The following is an 18,496-nucleotide window of genomic DNA, read 5'->3' as shown; positions in this document are numbered from 1 at the left end:
AAGACGCACCATCATGCGCCGCGGACCCCGCGGCCAGAGCATGCGTGCGCCTCTCAAAATCCAGAAGCGTCACCCGAAGAAGGCGCCGCTTGTCGGGGAACAATCACTCCGCTCTCAAGGAAAGGAAACCTAAGAATGCGAAAGATGAGAATCCTGGCTGCCACACTCCTGGCTTTGGCGGCGGCCCCGCTTGGGCATGCCCTGGCCGAACCCGTCAAGAATGTCGTCATCGTGCACGGCGCACTCGCCGACGGCTCGAGCTGGCGCAAGGTCTTCGACCTTTTGACCACCAAAGGCTTCACCGTCACGGTGGTCCAACCGCCGATGACCTCGCTTGGCGACGATGTCGCGGCAACCAAACGCATCCTCGACCTGCAGGACGGCCCATCGGTCCTCGTTGGCCACAGCTATGGCGGCATGATCGTCACCGAAGCCGGGACTTCCGAAAACGTCGCCGGCCTCGTCTATGTCGCAGCCTTTCAGCCGGATGCTGGCGAAACTCTGCTTGACCTGGCAGCCAGGAAGCCGGCTGCAACCAAGGGCATCGCGGCAACGGACGACGGATATCTCTATCTCGATCCGGAAGTCTTCGCCGCGGACTTCGCCGCCGACGTTCCCGAGGTAGAAGCCCGTTTCATGGCTCATTCCCAGGTCTTCCCGGCAAAATCTGCCTTCGAGACGAAGATCACGGCACCGGCCTGGAAGGGCAAGAAGAGCTGGGCGCTGATTGCGACCGAAGACCGGGCCATTCATCCGGACTTGATGCGGACGATGGCCAAGCGTGCCGGCAGCGATACGGTCGAGGTCAAGGCAAGTCATGCGGTCTTTCTGTCCCAGCCGGCCGCCGTCGCCGAACTGATTGAGAAGGCGGCGACAGCGCTTTCCGACTGATCGCGAAGATATCCAGGCAAGCGGGCCTCGCAGCGGATCACTGATCCGCTGCGAGGCCTTTTTCTCGCGAAGAACGAAACCGCTAGGCATCAGTCACCGCCAATGGGTTTCGCAAACTCGCTTTGAACCCTGACGCTGTTCCCCAGGGAACTTCAGCGAAACGATCCGCCGGTAGGTTGGCCGCGCCAAACCAAGAGCCGCGAAGGCCAAGAACTCCAGAAGGACCGACCGAATGCGCCTGATTGCCTCCGCCCTCCTCGCTTGCAGCCTTGCGGGCTCCGCCAGTGCCGCCGATCTCATCACCTTCTGGGATAAGCCGCAGCATGGCGGCAACAGCTTCAACCGGCTGCCCCCGGACGACGCCTATTTCAGGGCCTTGGCCGGCTACGGCGCCACCTGGGTGCGCCTGTCCTACGACAAGTGGGAGCCGGCCAAGCGCGACTATCTGATCGGCGACGCCGACAAATACGAAGGCATACCGGCGGCAGACCTCAAGACGCTGAAGGAGACCCTCGACCGGGCCGACAAGGCGGGCCTCAAGGTCGTCATCGCGCCGCTGTCGCTGCCCGGCATGCGCTGGGCGCAGAACAACGGCAACCGGTTCGACGGCCGTCTCTGGCAGGACAAGATCTGGTGGGGCCAGGCAGCAGCCTTCTGGCAGGATCTGGCCCGCGCGCTGAAGGATCATCCCGCGGTCGCCGCCTACAACATCGTCAACGAGCCGGCGCCTGAAAAGAGGAACGGCCTTGCCGAACATGCCGACCGAAAGACGATGCAAGCCTGGTACGGCGACCAGGCGGGCAGCGCCTCGGACCTCAGGGCCTTCTACGAGACGGTAATCGCCGCCATCCGGGCGGTCGACCCGGCAACGCCCATCATGGCGGATGCCGGCTGGTATGCGGCCGCCGACGCCTTTTCCTATTGGCCGGCAGCGCTCACCGACCAGAAGGTGCTCTACAGCTTCCACATGTATGAGCCCTATGCCGCGACCAGCGCACCGAACGTGAAGCGCGACAAGCCCTACGCCTACCCCGGCAAGGTGCCCTTCGGCGACGGCGAAGAGACGTGGGACAGGGCGCGGGTCGAAGCCTATCTCGCAGAGCCGGTGCGATGGGCAAAAGAAAAGGGCGTGCCGCTCAATCGGCTGGTGGCCGGCGAGTTCGGCTGCATGCGCCTGTGGTCCGGCTGCAAGACCTACCTCGAGGACGTGCTGACCACGCTCGACAGGGACGGTCTGCACTGGGCCTTCTACAGTTTCCGCGAGGATGCCTGGGACGGCATGGACTACGAGCTCGGCGCGAAAAAGGTCGGCTGGAAATACTGGCAGCAGATGGAGGCCAACGAGCGCGACACGACGCCGCGCAAGGCGACCCCGGAGTTCGAGCCGATCAGCCGGCGGCTGCAAGGGACAGATTGACGCAGAACGGGAAAGGCCGGCGCACGCTTGGAAAAACGCCCAAAACAGCTAGAAGAGGGTGCATTCCTTGCGGGGCCGCGCGAATGGCGAGCACCTGCTGCAACATGAGGCATGCTGGTGCAGACGACCAAGGCGACTGACGCCGAAACACCCAACCGAACCATCTCCCTGTCGCGCACCCTGGCGATCGTGATGGCAGCCCTGGTCGCCCTGACCGCAGCCGTCATCCTCTCGGTCGTCTGGTTCATGTCAGCGGGCACGACCCGCGACCTGCTCGTGCAATCGGCGCATCTCGGCCTGGAGGCGGTGCAGACGCAAATCGGCAGCCGCTTCTCGCCTGTGGAGGATCAGCTCGCCTTTCTGGCGCGAGAGGTCGGTGCCGGCCGCCTCGACCCGAAGGATTCGCCGAAGTTCGAACGCGTGATGACGGGCGCTCTGGCGGCAACGCCGCAAGTTCGAGTACTCTCTTTCGTGAAGCCCAACGGCGATATCATCGGCGTTACGCAGGGTCCAAAGGGTGTCTTTTCCTATACCGACCAGGTCACGAGCGACAACGAGCGCGCGGAGATCGAGGAAGCGCGGCGCAGCGGCACGCCTCACTGGGGGCCCGTCTATTTCGTACCCGATCCGGCGATACGCACGTCAGTCACGAATTTGCAGCAACCGGCAAACCACAACGGTGAATTTGCCGGCGTTTTCCGTGCCACGATAACGGTCGACACCATGTCCGACTTCCTGCGCCAGATTGCCGTCTCGAACCCGGGGGCGACGCCCTTCGTCCTCTACGGCCGCGACCAGGTTCTCGCCCATCCGCTGATGGCCGCGGGACATCCGCTCCTTTCGGCGGAGCATCGGTTGCCGAAGCTCGACGAACTGGGCGACCCTTTTCTCGCCGCACTGTGGAAAGAACCGGCCGAGACCTTCGACGATTCGGACATGGAGATACGCGCGGTCAAGCTCGGGGACGACGGACGGGTCGTCCTGACGCGCGAGATCCGCGGCTACGCTCCCTCTCCGCTCATTATCGGTGTCGAGGTTCCGATCGAGGCGGTCGAGAAGCCGGTGTGGGACCTGCTGCGGGCCGGCATTGCCGGCCTCGCGGTGCTGTTCGTCGCGATCGTCATCGCGTGGGTTGTCGGTCGCCTGATCGTTCGCCCGGTCACCAGCATGGCGCGTGAGGTCCGTGCCGTCGGCATGCTCGATTTTGCCGCTCTGCGGCCGCTTCCCGGCAGCCTCTTCACCGAACTCGATGAGCAGGCTAAGGCCTACAACACGATGCTGACTGGGCTGCGCTGGCTTGAGACCTATGTGCCGAAGAAGCTCGTGCGCCACTTGATCGGTCGTGAGGACCTGGCATCCACCCAGCGCACCGTCACCATCATGTTCACCGATGTGGTCGATTTCACCGCGACGGCAGAAAAGACCAGCGCCGGCGACGTGGCGGCACTGCTCAACAGCCACTTCGACCTGCTCGGCCACTGCATCGAAAGCGAAGGCGGCACCATCGACAAGTTCATCGGTGATTGCGTCATGGCCTTCTGGGGCGCACCCGACGCGCAAATGGACCATGCAGATCGGGCAATCCGGGCAGCGCGGGCGATCGCCAAATCGATCGCCAGCGACAACGCCGAGCGACGCCTAAAGGGCCTGCCGCCCCTCAGGGTGCGCATCGGCATCCATTCCGGGTCGGTCGTTGCCGGCAATATCGGCATGACCGGTCGGTCGGCCTATACGATCGTCGGCGACACGGTGAACGCCTGCAACCGGCTGGAGCAGCTCGGCAAATCGATCGCGCCAAGTGAAGAGGTAATGATCCTCCTGAGCGGCGAAACCTTCGGTCTGGTGGCTGATGACGATCGCTCCGATCTCGCCCAGCTCGGCAAACATTGTCTGGCCGGCCGAAGCGAAGAGACCGAGATCTACAGGCTTCAGACACAATAGGCCCCGAGCCGACACGAGCCGGCGCGCAGACGTCCGGGCCATCATGATGCGTAACGCCTATTGGCCGGCGGCCCGGCGGTTCGGCTCGGTCCCGTCAACCGCCTCGCGGACCTGCCTGCGATCGCGACGCAGGGTCTCGAAGCAATCGTTGCCGAACCATTCCAGCGACGCATCGGCCTGCGGGTCACCTGCAATTTCCGAGAGGAAACGGTCGTAGTCGACGGCGCCTTCGAACAGCGGCGTCATGCCCCGCCGGCTGCCGGCGGCGGCATAGACATTGGCCGGCTCGAACACGGTGAGGTCGGCGCGGTCGACGATGTTCTTCAAGTGATAGTGCCGGATATGCGGCTTCATCGACCGGTGGACCGCAACCGGGTCGTCGCCGCCTTCCCAAATATGCAGCGTGTCGAAATTGATGGCGAAGGAGGGATGGTCCACCTCGTCGATGAGCCGCATCGTCGAGGCCGCCGTGTCGGCGAGCGTCTTCGGATGCGTTTCGACAAGCAGCTGGATGCCGTAGCTCGCGGTAATGGTGCAGATCTCCTTCAGGCGCTCGACAATCTCCCGCCGCTCGTCAGCACTGACGTCAAGGCTGCCACGGCTTCCCGCGAAGGTGCGGATCTTGCGGGTGCGCCACCGGCGCGCCAGTCGGCAAAGCTCGACCGCCTTGTGCCGCAGCGCTTCCACGTCACCGTCGAGCGGCAGGTAATCGCTGATCATCGGCACCGAGAGGCCGTAGCCGTCGAGCCATTCGGCGTTGCGATCCGCGCGCGGCGAGAGGTTGCGCGCATGCGCGCCCCAGAGTTCGATACCCTGGAAGTCGTTGGCCTCGGCCCAGGCGGCGATCTCGTCGAGCGAGATCAGATGGTGGCGGAAAGTGATGGTGCAGAGCGAAACTCTCATCGCGCAATTCTCTTCAAGGGACGGATTTCCTGGGGGATGGCAAGATCGCACCAGAGATCGAAGACCTCTGCGAGCTTGACCTTCAGCTTCGTCTCCAGCCGGTCGGCTTCGTCGAGACGCTCGATGACGGCGCCCAACAGCGAGCGATCGCCTGTCTGGGCGAGCTTCATGCAGGCGTAGTGCAGCGTCTTCAGCGACTGAACCAGCGCCTCGATCTCCCCGCACCAGCCCTCGAACTCGGCGGCCGGCAACTTCAGCGCCCGCCAGTAGAAGGCAAAGCCGTGCTCATAGGCGTATTTTCGGATGGTGATAACAGGCAGTTCCCGCACCGCGGCGCCGAGATCAGTGAGTGCGACACCGTTCGTCCCGTCGAGATGCGCGGCGACTATCGCTCTGACGGCATCGACCAGCGGATTGCGGTCCCGGACGAAGCAGGCCTCGAAATAGGCCCTCAGATCTTCGGCAAACGGCGCGCGCGCCTCGGCATTGTCGAAGACATAACCGCCGCCGACAGTCGGCTGCATGATGGCGTGAACGACCTTCTCGCGGGCAATCTCGCCCTCCCAGCGATAGTCGGGATCGTGCACGAACCATGTGTCGGGATCGGCCGTTTCCTGCAGCATCAGATAGTGCGGGAAGGGGTTCTGGTTGAACTTGTTCTCCCGCTCCGGCAGGTGGAACATGTCGAGCATGACCATGACCGAGCCGGTTTCGCCGCGCTGTTTCATCAGCCCGAGCAGCACTGCGAGGTTGTCGAGCTTGGTGCGCTGCGGATCGTACCACTCGACAACGGAAACGCCGTAAAGCCGCTCGAACCAGCCACGGAAGAATTCCTGGGTGATATCGGGCGCATGATAGAGAAGCTCGAAACGCTCGCTGACCGCGAACTTCGCGTCCCAGACACCGAAATAGAACGGCCGCTGATCGAGCCCGTTTCGCTTCAGGCCGTCCGAGACGCAACTGACGAAGCAATGGACCTTGATGTCGTAATAGGCCTCGCCGTGCACCCCCTCGTCGGTCGTCCCGCCGGTGAGCGGAAAGGCGGGCACGATGGCGGCGGTCGGCTTCGGCACATAGAGCGCGACGAGATCGGCGACCGTTTCGATCTCCTGTTTTGCGATCGCCTCTTCCGGCACCGACAACCCGTATTCGAGCTCGAGATTGAGGAAGATTTCGAGGATCAGCACGGAGTCGAGATAGAGATCTTCGTTGAGACGGGCATCGAGGCCGAAGCCGTCCATATGTCCATGCGCCATTTTGTCGGTCAGGACGGCCTCGATCGCCGCCAGAACTTCGCTTTCGGTCATGATGCGGCTCCCGCAATCGGTTTGTTGAATTCGCCTGCCAGATGACGGGCCGCGACATCGCGGCGGCTGATTTTGCCGTTCGCCTGGCGCGGAACTGCATCGATCTGCAGGATTTCCATCGGCAACTGGTGAGATGCGAGGTGTCGGCTGCACCATTCGCGCACGGCCTGCGGCGCCACCGGCGCCTCGGCGCTAAAGAGCAGCGCCACGCGCTCGCCGGCAAAACGATCGGCCTTGCGGAAGGCCACGGCGTCGGTGATCGCCGGCATCGCCATGACGGCATCCTCCACGTCCTTCGGATAGACGTTGAGGCCGGAGACGTTGATCATGTCGTCCAGGCGGGAAACGAAGACCAGCATGCCGTCGGCGCGCCGGTAGCCGAGGTCACGCGTGTGGATCGGCGCGCCGTCGCCGTTGCTAACGACGATCTCACCCGCGTCCTCGGCGCTGTTGCCGGTGGCGGCGATCAGATGCGGCAGGACGAAGCCCATGTCACCGGCGGAAGTCACATCCGGATTGATGGCGATGCAGCCGGATTCCGAGCAGCCATATTGCTGGAACATGAACCGGCTCTTGGTGCGAATGTCGGCAAACCACGGATCGGGAAGCAGCGTGCCCGACGTCATCGTCGCGTGGATCTGTTCGCCCGCGGGCGTCAGCCGCGCCAGCGTGTGCAGGATCGCCGGCGAGGAATAGAGCAGCGGCCGTTCGATCTCGCGCAGCACCTTCAGGAGATATTTCGGGTTCGCGGTGTTGACGATGACCGGCGTCTGCCCACGCTTCAGCGCCACCAGGATGCCGCAGATCAGCCCGTAGGAATGGGTGGTCGGGCAGGCGACGACCGGCGTCATGTCCTCCGGTTCGCGGAAGGTGGCGACATAGCTTTCGATCTCGGCATCGATTTCCGTCCAGTTGCGCGCCACGCATTTCGGCGCGCCCGTCGTTCCGGAGCTCATCTGCAACAGCGTGCCCTCAGCCGAAAGCAGGTCGGATGGTTCGAGAACTTCGGCCGTCAGGCTGTTGTAGAACAGCCGGTCGCAGCCGGCGCCGATCGCGAGCTTGCGCGCGGCCGGATAGGGTGTGCCCGGATGGATCGGCAGCACGCTCGCGCCCGCCTTGCGGATGGCAAAGAACAGAGCCAGCCAATCGACCGTCTCCGAGAAGCAGACGGCGTAGCGGCCGGTGTCCTGTGCGCCAAGGCCGATCTCGGCTGCGAGTTCGGCCGATCTGGCGCTGAAATAGGCCTCGTCATAGAGCCTGTCATCGATACGGATCATGGCTTTCTCCTTCGTTGAAGCATCCTTGCGGCCAAGGCGTTTGCCACCTCGTGGTGGTATTCCGGCTTGAGCGCGAGCAGCTTCCTCGTCATCAGGGATTCGGTCAGGATGCGGGGCTGGTTGCAGCCGAGCTGCGCCAGCCGCTCCGTCGCGCCGTGCTCCGCCTCGTAGGCGGCAAGCACGGTTTGAACGCGCTGCCAGAAGAGCGTTTCTGGCAGGTCGTAGCAGTGGTCGAGAAGGTGGGAGATCTCACTCAAATTGTAGACGAACAGCGTGTCCATCACCAATTCGCGCAGCGAATCCAGGTTGTCCGTCCAATAGAACTGGTCGGGCTCCGCCTCCCGGTAGATCGGCTCGAGCGACAGGAAATCCGGCGCCTTTTCCGGCGCGCGCAGAAAGCCCGGCGAAAACTCGATGCTCTCGTGAAAATCGCGCAGGATCAGCCGGGCCGGCCAGCCATCGCGATGGACGAGCAGCATGTTCTGCCCGTGCGCTTCTACCGCAAGCCCATGGTGCACCAGCAGGTGCCAGACAGGCAGGACCGCGACTTCAATCAGGCGGTTGATCCAGGGCATCAAGCCGAAGCGCTGGATCCAGTCGTCGGCGAAGGCACGCCCGTCCGCTTCGACCATCATCAGCGCGTTGAAGGGAATGACGGCCTCGCCGGAGCCAAGCGTCGCTTCCGCGTTCTCGCGCCAGATGGCTGCGACCTGTCCGGCCAAAGGGCCGTCGCTGTCGGCTATGATGCCGGCATATTCCTGCAGGACGGTGAGCGGATAACGGTCGCGAAAGGCCGGATCTCCGGCAACCATCTCGGCGATCCAGCGCGAGATCACCGGCGCCGTGCAGACCGAATGCGGCTCAAGGGTACGGCGCGACGAGGTGTTGACGATGTTGAGCGGCAGCTTGACGCTCGCGGCCAACGGTCGGTCCCGGTTCAACAGGGATCGGACCGACTGCGTCGCCGTGTATCGGTCCCCCGCCGGGCCGAGGCAAAGGGCTTCGCCCGCGGCGATCCAGCCAGAAAGCTGTCTCTCATTGAGTTCGCGCCATTGCCAGGGATGTAGCGGTACGAGACCGAACGCATCAGGCGAAACACCGCGCTCCTGCCGCTTCGCCCGGAGTTCGGACCAGGTTTCCTCCCCCAGTTCCGCTTCCCAGAAGGCATCCTCGTCACCAGGGATCGCGCAGCGAAGATGCTTGCGCGCCACCAGAAGCCAGACGAGCTGGAACGCTCCTCCCATTTCGGGCCCATAGGCTGCATGGTCGGCGACGGAAAAGCCGGTACGCGCCTTGTAGCAGGGATGATAGGGATGGCCCTCCTCAAGCGCTCCCTCCAACTCCGCAAATGACAAAGCGCGGCGCAGCCGCGCCGGTACCTGACGCTCGTTCCAGGCGCTGAAGGCGATCGTCTGCGTGAGTTCGTTGAGCAGCTTTCCGCGCGTCGGTCCGCTGCCCGGCAGGACGGATACCAGCTGCGCCAGCGGCGGCACGACCCAGCCGTCCGCATCATCGCGCATCTCTACCGATCCGGCAGCCAGCCGCAGCCGGCCAAAGGGGCCGATAGCGCCGTGGCAGCGGAACTGCCGGCCGCCGATCGACCCGTGGAAGGTGGTGACATCCCCATCCGTGTGCTCGCTGGCCTCAACGATACCTTCGAACAGCAGCGCGGCAACGAGCTGGCGAAGCACCCGCTCGTCCGGGCGGCCCTTGAGATCAAGAGGCAATGGCATGGTCGGTCCTCGGCGCAGTCAGAACAGCCGGCGCCCTCAGCGGGTTCGGCACGGGGCGATAGAGGGACGGCGCGTTGCTGGATTGCAGTTCGTCGACGTCGTAGAGACGCGTCGTCAGGTTGGCCTTGGAGACGATCGTCGGCAGGTCGAGCACGTGACGGGCAAAGTCACGCCCGGCGCCACTCATTCGGCTGGCATAGCGCTCGAGATGCCCGCGCAGTTCGCGCAGGAGCAGGCTCTCATCGCAGAGCCCGTCATGGCCCATGCGGCTTATCACCGAGAAGACCTGATTGACGATCAGGTAATAGGCGAAGCGATCCCGAATCTCGCTCTCGGCAAAATAGAGGGACGCGATCGTTTGCGTCTCGGGCACATGGCCGGCAATCAGGCTGCGGTACCGCTCCGAGAGATAGAAGCCCTGATTGTCCCGATAGTAGCTGACGGACGGATAGCCGGTGCCGACGTCCAGCAGGCTGTTTTGCTGGTGGGCTTCGAGCGCTATACCATAATCGTCATAGAGGCGGATCAGCGGCTCGACGGCGCAATCGAGATACCGGCGAAACCAGAGGTGCGTCGCATCGAGCAGGCTCTCGCCCGTACGGGCGGCGACCGTCCGAACCAGCCGTTCGAGGCGCGAAACCTGCCCCGGTAGCGGATCGGCCGTCAGGGCCGCGACGGTGACGACGCCCCGCCCACCGCCGTCCGCAAATGGGTTCTCCCGCAGGATGACTTCAAAGCCGCTCTCGCTGCGTCCGGGCAGCTCGAGCGTGATATAGGCGGGGTCTTGAATGATGCGGAAGTTTCGCGAGCGTTCGGCAAAACCGATCCGGTCGATCAGCTTCGCCATTGCGACACCCGCTTCGAGCTCCTGACGACGATTGAGACGCACAGAGTTGGTGATGCGCACGGGCAGGGAAAATTTAAGCATCCAGCCGGCATCGGCGCCGTAAACCGTGCGCACCGACGAGGTCGCGGTAAAGGCCGGGCCGGCGGGGCCGAGATGCCGCAGCCGCCCCTCCCCCAGCATGCCGCGGATATCGGGATCAAGCAGCAGGGCTTCAGCCTGAAGCGGATGCATCGGCAACAGATACTCGTCGTCTCCGAGCGCGATGCCGTTAGCATCCGACCCGACGAGGGACCGCACGATCTCGGGCGCTGCAACCGCGCGCGCGCAATCGTGCCTGATGTCGCCGCGTTTTGCCGCGAAGTAGTGCAGCCTGAACTGGCCGCGCAGTTCCGGCGCGTAGCTCTCCTGCTGCCAATAGGTCATGCCCTGGCGGCTCTTCGGCGTCGGGTGCTGCCAATGGCCGAAGACGAGCGACTGCTCCGCTTCGATGAAATGACCGCCGTCCGCCGGCTCCGGCGCGGCCCTGTCGATATAGAGTGCCGTTTGCTGGTAACTTTCGAGCACGCGCATCAAGAGTTCGAGCTCGAAGCCGCGCAAAACGTCGGCCTTGGCCTCGTCGACCTGGCGGTAGCATTCGTGCACCAGGATATGGAGCGCCGAAATCAGTTCGATATGGCGCCAGGTGGCGTCGGACACGCCCCTGCCCCAGACCCTGCCGAAATGGTGTGGGCCGCAGAGCGACGGCGATGTCACCTCGGCGCGCAGGATCATCTGCTGCCTGGGCAGAGACCATTCCACGCAGTCGACGGCGCCGCCTGCGGCGCGATGCATGGCCCGGATGCCCGGATTGACTTCGCGCAGGTAGCAGTTTGCGAAGCTTTGAAAGGTGGCGATTTCTGCTATTTGCCTAGACGATTGCATCCTGATCCTCGGCACGCGACACGCATAGCCGCGCAATTGCGTTGGGCGCTTTCGACCAACACATTGAATTTTCTTGTCGGAACTAGCTTGCGAGCGGTTCGCTTAGCCGGCGGGCTGCCAGGCAAGCGGATCGGGCTCTTCCCGGAACGCGAAGCGCAGAAGATGGCTTTCGATCACCGATTTCGTGTCCGCAAGGTTGGCGTCATCGGGTGAGCGGGCGCGGATGCTCAAGCCTTCTGATGTGGCATGGAGGTAGCCGGTGCCGCAGGAAAACCTGAGCTCGGCGCGCGGGCCCTCCTGTTCGACGTCGACCTTGTGGGCGAAATGCTTGCAGAGCTGCGTCAGGTATTTCTGGCCGTCTTCCGTCGCAAAATGGGTGGTGGCTTCTTGCATCTGGAACTCCCGTTTCGGCTTTCGCTTGCGTGGGCGGCGCTTGGGTGGCCGCCTCCGCTTGTTGAGGCAACGGCCACCTGGAGGCGGCGGCCGTTGCGGTCGCGGACGCCCTAGAAAGTCGCCTTGGCGGTCAGGATGAAGGAACGGCCCGGCTCGTAGAGTGGCGTCACCGTTCCGAACTCCTGACCGTAGGTCGCCCGATCCGAATAGGTTTCGTCGAAAATGTTCTTCAGTTCGGCGCGCAGCGACAGGTTCGGCCGCTCCGGCGGCACGTATTCGACAAAGGCGTTGAAGACTTGGTAGCCCTCGAAGGGCTTGCTGCCGTCGGCAACGTCGTCGTAGTCGAGCGCAATTTCCGCGTCGGCCCCGAAAGTGACGCCCCAGTCCGTCAGCGTGTGGACCGCTTGCAGCGTGATGATCTGGCCGGCCGGCGCGGCCAGATAGGTGCCGAGATCAGAATCGGCAGGCTTGCCGTCGATCTCCACGTCGATATTGGCGTATTTCACCTTGAAAAAACCATCGCCCCAGCTGTAGCCGGCGCCGATCTCGAAGCCGCGCGAGCGGACGTCATGCGCTTCGATCCCGCGCGTGACCGCATAACGCGGCGTGCGCGCGTCATCGATATCGGTTTGGAAGACGCTGCCCTCGACGGTGAAGTCGTTGTAGTTCGCCTCCAGGCCCAGGATATAGTTGTCCGCCGTCACCGGCTTCGGACCGCTGCCATAGTTCCAGTTGGGATTCATGATGAAGTTTTCGGCGAGCGGAATGCCTGCCCAGACGTGCGAATAGCCCGCCTTGGCGGTCAGCAGGTCCTCGATGAGGTCGTACTCGCCCGAGACGTTGCCGCTGAGGCCCGAATTGTTCCACTCTTCTCCCGTCGTCCCGGTAAACTGCTGCGTGTCGCCGCGCGCACCGAAGGAGAGGCGCGTTCTCTCCCAGGGCTCGAGCCGGGCCTGGGCATAGATGCCGACATTGCGCGCCTTCTCGGTGCTGGCATCGAACATGTCGTCGAGGTCAGCCTTGTCGTCATAAAAGTCAACGCCGGCAATGACGTTACCCATGTCGAACGAGAACTTGTTCTCGAACTTGCCGTTGAAGCTGCTCGTGGTGCCGGTGGCGGGATAGGGCGGAATGTTGAGGCGCGGCGGCAGGATGATCGGAATTTCGACCTCCGTCCTGGAGTAGGCGAGCATCAGCGTTGGATCCCACCAGCCCTCCGGCGTGCTGTCGGTATAGGTAAACACCGTGTTCTGCCGGTCGAGCATGTAGTCGCGCACGCGCGGCTCCCATGGTGGGCGTCCGTCGATAAAGCCGATATTAGCGCGAAACGGACGCGGCGCGTCGTCGCGAATGCGGTCGTGGCTGATCTCGAAACGGTCGCCGCTGTCGAACTCGTAGGCAAGCTTGCCAAGCCCGCTCAACACGTCTGTCGAGGTGCCTTCCACGTCCTGCCCATTGCCGGCGGTGAAATCGTTGCCGTTGCCGAAATTGAAGTAGCCGAGGAACTCGAGCCCGTCGCGCATGCCGTATGCGGAGATCCCGGTCGTCACCGTGTCGCTGTTGAAATTGTAGCTCGACGTGACAAAGCCGCCGAAGCCGTCGCCATCGAGCAGATCGCGCGCGTCGATCGTCTCGTAAGCAATCGCGCCGGCAAGCGCCCCGGGACCGGCATCGGCCGGCGCAACGCCGGCATCGACGTTGACGGCCTTCAGCAGGCCGGGGTCAATGAGGTTGGTGCCGTTGTGGTGGAAGACCTTGTTGTTCTGTCGGCCGCCATCCATCGTGACAGCGAGGCTGGTTTCCTCGATGCCGTGGACGTAGACCTTCTGCGACATCGGCAACGAGCTGCCGACCGAAATGCCGGGCTCGCCGGAAAACACGTCGGCAATGTTGGCGGGGTTCTTGCGCTTCAGGTCTTCCGACGAGATGACGATCTCGCCGGCGCCGAGCGGCCCGGCACCGAAGGCCGAAATCGGATCGAGGACCGTTGCTCCGTCCGCAGCGACAGCAGCGCTGCCACCCGCCGACACGGCCGAGCCGACCAGCGCGGTGCCGCCCGATATCCTGTAGGAAATGCCGGTGCCCGACAAAAGCCGGGCAAGCGCCTGGTCCGCCGTCATCGTTCCGCTGACCGTCGCCGAGCGAAGCCCCTGCGAGGTGGAAGCCGCCAGGGTCACCTGCAGGCCGGACTGCCGCCCGAAGGCGTTGAGCGCGGTGGAAAGCGGCTGCGACGGGATGTCGAAGCTGCGGGCGTTGCTGACGCGCGACGTGGTCTGCTGGGCGGAGGCCGTGGAAACGGGCATCAGCGCGAGGGAGGAAAACGCGGCGATCGCCGTCGTCGTCAGCAGGCGCCGTCTTTCACGGCGACGTCCCGTATCGAATTTCAGATGTCCCTTGCGGCATTTCGGCGAACGCATTTTACCCCCGTCTCGGCATTCCACGCGGCCTTGCGGGCGCGCGTTTCCAACCAAAGACGACCGGCCCCGGATTTTTTTTCACCGGCGCGCGATTTTTTCCTGATTTTTTTACTCCAATTAAAACCGCGTCAGGATGCGGCCATAGGGGGTCACCTCGCGTACCTTGCCGCCGAAAGGCTGCACCAGCGCCTGGAGCGCCCGATCCGGATCCTTCAGATCGTAGACGCCGGTTACACGCCGCCCTGCCAGATCCGGCTGCGGAATGGAAATCCAGGCAGAATGGTAGCGCTGCAGCCGCTCGGCGGCAGCGGCGACCGTGACATCATTGACGAACATCCTGCCGCTTCGCCAGGCGCCGATATCATCCGCCGCGATCGCGCTTCGCAAGACTGCGCCGGTCGCATGGCTCACCGTCGCCATTTCTCCCGGGGCCAGTTCGAAATTCTGCTTGTGCGCGTTTGCACTATAGGAGACGGCCACCGTGCCGTGCGCCAGCTCGACGGTCGTCTCCGTGCTCGCCAGCTGCACATCAAACGCAGTCCCCAGCACGGACACCTCGACGCCACCCGCCTCGACGACAAAGGGACGCGAGGGATCGCGGGCGACGTTGAAATAGGCTTCGCCCTTCAGCAGCCTGACATGGCGGGTGCCGGCGCTGATGTCGGTGGCGATGGCGCTGCCGCCGCCCATTTCGATGATCGTCCCGTCCGCAAGCGTAATCGTCCTGTTTTGCGCCGTCTCGGTCACGTGATCGGCCTGCCACCACACGAGAAGCGACGGCAGGGAGACGAAGAGGACGAGGCAGGCAGCAAGCGCCAGCGCCACGCCGGCGACCAAGCCGCCCGTTCCCATCCGGCGACGTTGGCGGACCGGTGGCTCGACGAAAACGGACGGCCTTGCCCCACGCCATAGATGCTCGTGCACCGGCGGCACCTCACCGAGCAGCTGCCAGGTCCGCAACGCCGTCTGCCAGGCTTGGCCATGCAATTCCGACTGGCCCAGCCAGGCGCGGAACCGGGCTTGCGTGTCGCGACAGTTCGGGCGCGCCTTCAACTCGAGGAACCAATCCATGGCCTCTTCGAGCAGCGCCTCCGATATGTGGTTGTCCTTGGTCAAAGCCCTGCCTGCCGCTTGGATGTTCGACGCCCTAGCACTTTGTTTCTGTAGCCCCCAACCCCGTCAAGCGGCGTCACCGGGAAGCGGGACGCTTCCGTGATACTTTCGCTCTGTCATAAAGACGACCAGCACCCGATTTTTTTTCACACGGGGACCCCTGAAATTCTAGGAGGCCCCACCCGCAAGCGTTGTCGCAACCCGCATCATGGCGGCGCGCACGTGGCGGTGCGCCGTCGCGACGGAGATGTCGAGATGGGCGGCGATCTCTTCGAGGGTGTAGCCGCCGAAACGGTGCATCTCGAGCGCGACCCGCACTTCCTCGGGAAGGTCTTCGAGAATGCCGGAGATGCGTCTGATTTCGTCGCTGACGAGAATGATGTCCTCGGGCGTCGGCACCTCGATCGGCATCGACCAGAACGGCGGCTCGCTCTGCTCTTCCCGCGCTTCGATCTTGCGGCGCTTCAAGAGGTCGAGGGACAGGTTGCGGACGATCTTGTAGAGATACGCGAGCGAAAGCCCGGACGGTCCGGCAGAAGGCGGATTGCCGGTGTTTGCCGGCGCAAATCGAATGAAGGCCTCCTGCACGATATCTTCGGCCGTTTCCCGCGATCCGACGATCCGCGTGGCATAGGCGACCAGGGCAGTACGGTTGGCGAAATAGACCTGATGGCGCGTATCGATGTCGACCACTGTGTCTGATCCGATCATATAATTTCGATTTGGCGCGGCGTGCGCACCCCTGCCGAGAGGCGATCTATGGCCAAGGGACCAATCGAGCGCCGTGTCTCTTAGCACGCAGAAATAAACTTGTCTGTAATACTCATGTTAAAATTTCAAGGCTGGCGATGCGGGGTGTGAGCGGGCGCGCGGGGGCCGCCGGAACGCAGTTCCCGGACCAGATCGATCAGGGCACGCAATTTCGCCGGTACATGCCGGCGGCCAGGAAAATAGAGACATAGCCCATCGTAGGGCGGCGTCCACTCTTCCAGCACCGGAACCAGACGCCCGGCCTCGACGTCGTCGCGGACGTGATGATCGGAGAGATAGGCCAGTCCCACCCCGCCGAGAGCCGCCTGAAGCATGAGTTCGCTGTCGTCGAGGATGAGCGGTCCCGGCGCATCGATTTCGACGCTTTCCCCGCGCCGGGAAAACTCCCAGTGATAGATCCTGCCGCTTGCCATGCGCGCCCGGATGCAGGCGTGCTGCCTCAGATCGCCCGGCAGCAGCGGCACCGCTCTTTCGCGAAAATAGTCCGGCGAACCCACGACGATCATGCGCGACTGAGGCACGACCGGAACGGCGACCATATCCGGAGGAACCGCCTCGGCGAGACGAAACCCGGCGTCGAAACCGAGCGCTACGATATCCACCAGCGCATTGTCGGTCGCAACCTCCAGCGCCATCTCTGGATATCGCCTCAGATACTCGATCAGTAGCGGCCGCAAAACCATCTTCGCCGCTCCCGGGGAGGTGTTGAGCCGCAGCATGCCGCTCGGTCGTGCCTGAGACTCCGTCGCCCGCTCGACGGCGCCGTCGATGGCGGCAAGAGCCGGCAGGATCTCGGCAACGAAAGCCTCGCCTGCCGTCGTCAGCGCCACCGATCGCGTCGTGCGGTTGAACAGGCGCACATTGAGGCGCGCCTCCAGCGCCAGGACCGCATGGCTCAACGACGAGGACGAAACCCCGAGTTCCCGGGCAGCGGCCCGAAAGCCGCCGAGCCGCGCGATTGCCGCCACCGCCTCCAGTTCGGACAGGCTCGCCTTCATTGCGCTATTTTCTTCATCAGAGTGTCTGTGATTGATGATCTTATCCTGACGATCGTTCCGATGCATATCCTTTTCATCGCAACAGGAAATCGGACGATGAAGATCATTGAGCAGATATATGTCGATGGCGCTTTCGTTGCGCCTCACGGCGACGAGCGCTTCGCGCTTTTCAATCCCGCCACGGAGGAAAAGATCGGCGAGGTCCGGCTGGGCGACAATCGGGATGCGCACGCGGCCATTGCTGCCGCGAAACGGGCCTTCCCGGCCATGCGGCAAACGACACCGGCCGAACGCATCGCCATGCTGCAAACGCTGGCGAAGGCTGTCGCCGCCAACGCCGATGCGCTTCGTGCGGCCATGACCATCGAATACGGCGCGCCGCAGTCGTTCCTCGCATTCTCCGTGCCGCACGCCGCGAACGTGTTCGACGTCGCGGCAAGGACCGTGGCCGACTACGCCTTTACCCGTCGTATCGGCAATGCGGAGGTGGTGATGGAACCCGTGGGCGTGGCCGCGGCAATCACACCCTGGAACAGCAACATCGGCTTCATCTGCACCAAACTCGCCACGGCGATCGCGGCCGGCACGACCATCGTGATCAAGCCGTCGGAGATGAGCGCTATCCAGACCCAGGTGCTGCTCGAAGTCTTGCACGAAGCGCGACTGCCCGATGGCGTCCTCAATGTCGTCAACGGCTACGGCCACGTGGTCGGCGCGGAACTCAGCCGGCATCCCGACATCGCCAAGATCACCTTCACTGGCTCCACCACGACCGGTCGGGAGATCCTGCGCAATGCAGCGGAAAGCTTCAAGCGCGTGACGCTCGAACTGGGCGGAAAAGGGCCGCAGATCCTGCTCGATGACGCGGACCTCGACCGGGCGATCCCGCATGTTCTGGCATCGGCCTTCCGCAACAGCGGGCAGGCCTGCATCGCCGGAACCCGGCTTCTTGTTCCGAAGCGAAGACATACGGAGGTGATATCGCGCCTTGCGCACGCCGTTTCCGCGCTGCGACCCGGACCTTCGAGCGATCCGGCCTCCGACATCGGCCCGATGGTGAGCGCCCGGCAGTGGGAGCGTGTCCAGGCCTATATCCGCCTGGGGCAGGAAGAGGGTGCGACGCTTCTTGTCGGCGGCGAAGGCCGGCCGGAAGGGCTGCAACGGGGATGGTTCGTCCGCCCGACCGTCTTTTCCGGTGTGACCAACGACATGCGGATTGCGCGCGAGGAAGTCTTCGGCCCCGTGCTCAGCGTTCTTTCCTACGAAACGGAAGCGGAAGCGATCGCGATTGCCAACGACACGGAATACGGATTGCAGTCCTACGTTCTTGGCACCGACGCCGAACGTATGCGCAGCATCGCCCGACAATTGGAGGCGGGGCGCGTGGTGATCAACGAAACCCCGGCCGACGCTCAAGCGCCCTTCGGCGGGTTCAAGCAATCCGGCATCGGCCGCGAATTCGGTCCCTTCGGCCTCGACGCCTTCCTCGAACCGAAGGCGATCATCGGGTGATGCCTCGCCCGGACGGCTCGACCCGACGGGTCGTCCGGGCGAGGGTCAACCCCAC

14 protein-coding genes are annotated in these 18,496 nt (G+C 63.7%); 4 read left to right on the top strand and 10 right to left on the bottom strand.

The features are described from left to right. Positions 1 to 135: 135 nt before the first annotated feature. The 3 genes from ASE71_RS02160 to ASE71_RS02150 all read left to right on the top strand — a co-directional run bounded on the left by ASE71_RS02160 (position 136) and on the right by ASE71_RS02150 (position 4,249). Positions 136 to 891, top strand: coding sequence for an alpha/beta fold hydrolase (locus tag ASE71_RS02160; protein ID WP_060517720.1), 756 nt, complete (start codon positions 136 to 138; stop codon positions 889 to 891). 232 nt (positions 892 to 1,123) lie between these two features. After that, complete coding sequence (locus ASE71_RS02155) at positions 1,124 to 2,308, top strand: glycoside hydrolase family 5 protein (protein WP_060517721.1); 1,185 nt, start codon at positions 1,124 to 1,126, stop codon at positions 2,306 to 2,308. Between the two features lie 117 nt (positions 2,309 to 2,425). After that, entirely contained in the window at positions 2,426 to 4,249 is a 1,824-nt protein-coding gene (locus ASE71_RS02150) for an adenylate/guanylate cyclase domain-containing protein (protein ID WP_162251832.1), read from the top strand. Positions 4,250 to 4,306: 57 nt separating this feature from the next. Here ASE71_RS02150 and ASE71_RS02145 read toward each other — a convergent pair whose 3' ends face one another. From ASE71_RS02145 to ASE71_RS02100, 10 genes are all read right to left on the bottom strand, one after another. Beyond that, positions 4,307 to 5,152, bottom strand: a complete 846-nt coding sequence (locus ASE71_RS02145; RefSeq protein WP_060517725.1) for a sugar phosphate isomerase/epimerase family protein — start codon at positions 5,150 to 5,152, stop codon at positions 4,307 to 4,309. Beyond that, entirely contained in the window at positions 5,149 to 6,459 is a 1,311-nt protein-coding gene (locus ASE71_RS02140; protein WP_060517727.1) for a DUF6005 family protein, read from the bottom strand. Before ASE71_RS02140 ends, ASE71_RS02145 begins: the two co-directional genes overlap by 4 nt. Beyond that, the gene (locus ASE71_RS02135) at positions 6,456 to 7,736 is read right to left on the bottom strand and encodes an AMP-binding protein (protein ID WP_060517729.1); all 1,281 of its coding nucleotides are present in this window, start codon (positions 7,734 to 7,736) and stop codon (positions 6,456 to 6,458) included. The genes ASE71_RS02140 and ASE71_RS02135 overlap by 4 nt, the downstream gene beginning before the upstream one ends. Then, on the bottom strand, positions 7,733 to 9,469 hold the full coding sequence (locus ASE71_RS02130) for an IucA/IucC family protein (protein ID WP_060517730.1): 1,737 nt from the start codon (positions 9,467 to 9,469) through the stop codon (positions 7,733 to 7,735). The genes ASE71_RS02135 and ASE71_RS02130 overlap by 4 nt, the downstream gene beginning before the upstream one ends. Beyond that, positions 9,453 to 11,237 carry an IucA/IucC family protein gene (locus ASE71_RS02125; protein WP_060517733.1) on the bottom strand — a complete coding sequence of 595 codons (1,785 nt, stop codon included), beginning with the start codon at positions 11,235 to 11,237 and terminating at the stop codon, positions 9,453 to 9,455. Before ASE71_RS02125 ends, ASE71_RS02130 begins: the two co-directional genes overlap by 17 nt. A 102-nt stretch (positions 11,238 to 11,339) precedes the next feature. Then, complete coding sequence (locus tag ASE71_RS02120) at positions 11,340 to 11,630, bottom strand: DUF2218 domain-containing protein (RefSeq protein WP_034787636.1); 291 nt, start codon at positions 11,628 to 11,630, stop codon at positions 11,340 to 11,342. 110 nt (positions 11,631 to 11,740) lie between these two features. Further along, positions 11,741 to 14,047, bottom strand: a complete 2,307-nt coding sequence (locus ASE71_RS02115) for a TonB-dependent receptor (RefSeq protein WP_082566290.1) — start codon at positions 14,045 to 14,047, stop codon at positions 11,741 to 11,743. 117 nt (positions 14,048 to 14,164) lie between these two features. Next, positions 14,165 to 15,163: a FecR family protein gene (locus tag ASE71_RS02110; protein WP_051659105.1), complete on the bottom strand. Its 999-nt coding sequence runs from the start codon at positions 15,161 to 15,163 to the stop codon at positions 14,165 to 14,167. A gap of 165 nt (positions 15,164 to 15,328) precedes the next feature. Continuing rightward, positions 15,329 to 15,871, bottom strand: a complete 543-nt coding sequence (locus ASE71_RS02105; protein WP_034787638.1) for an RNA polymerase sigma factor — start codon at positions 15,869 to 15,871, stop codon at positions 15,329 to 15,331. 125 nt (positions 15,872 to 15,996) lie between these two features. After that, entirely contained in the window at positions 15,997 to 16,929 is a 933-nt protein-coding gene (locus ASE71_RS02100; RefSeq protein ID WP_060517735.1) for a LysR family transcriptional regulator, read from the bottom strand. A gap of 96 nt (positions 16,930 to 17,025) precedes the next feature. Here ASE71_RS02100 and ASE71_RS02095 point away from each other — a divergent pair, with 96 nt between their 5' ends. Beyond that, entirely contained in the window at positions 17,026 to 18,441 is a 1,416-nt protein-coding gene (locus ASE71_RS02095; protein ID WP_060517859.1) for an aldehyde dehydrogenase family protein, read from the top strand. Positions 18,442 to 18,496: the final 55 nt, after the last annotated feature.

Source organism: Ensifer sp. Root954, assembly GCF_001429005.1.
In the GTDB taxonomy this organism is placed as follows: Bacteria; Pseudomonadota; Alphaproteobacteria; order Rhizobiales; family Rhizobiaceae; genus Ensifer; species Ensifer adhaerens.
The sequence above is the reverse complement of the archived record's forward strand: the minus strand, read 5'-3'. Positions and strand labels throughout refer to the sequence as shown.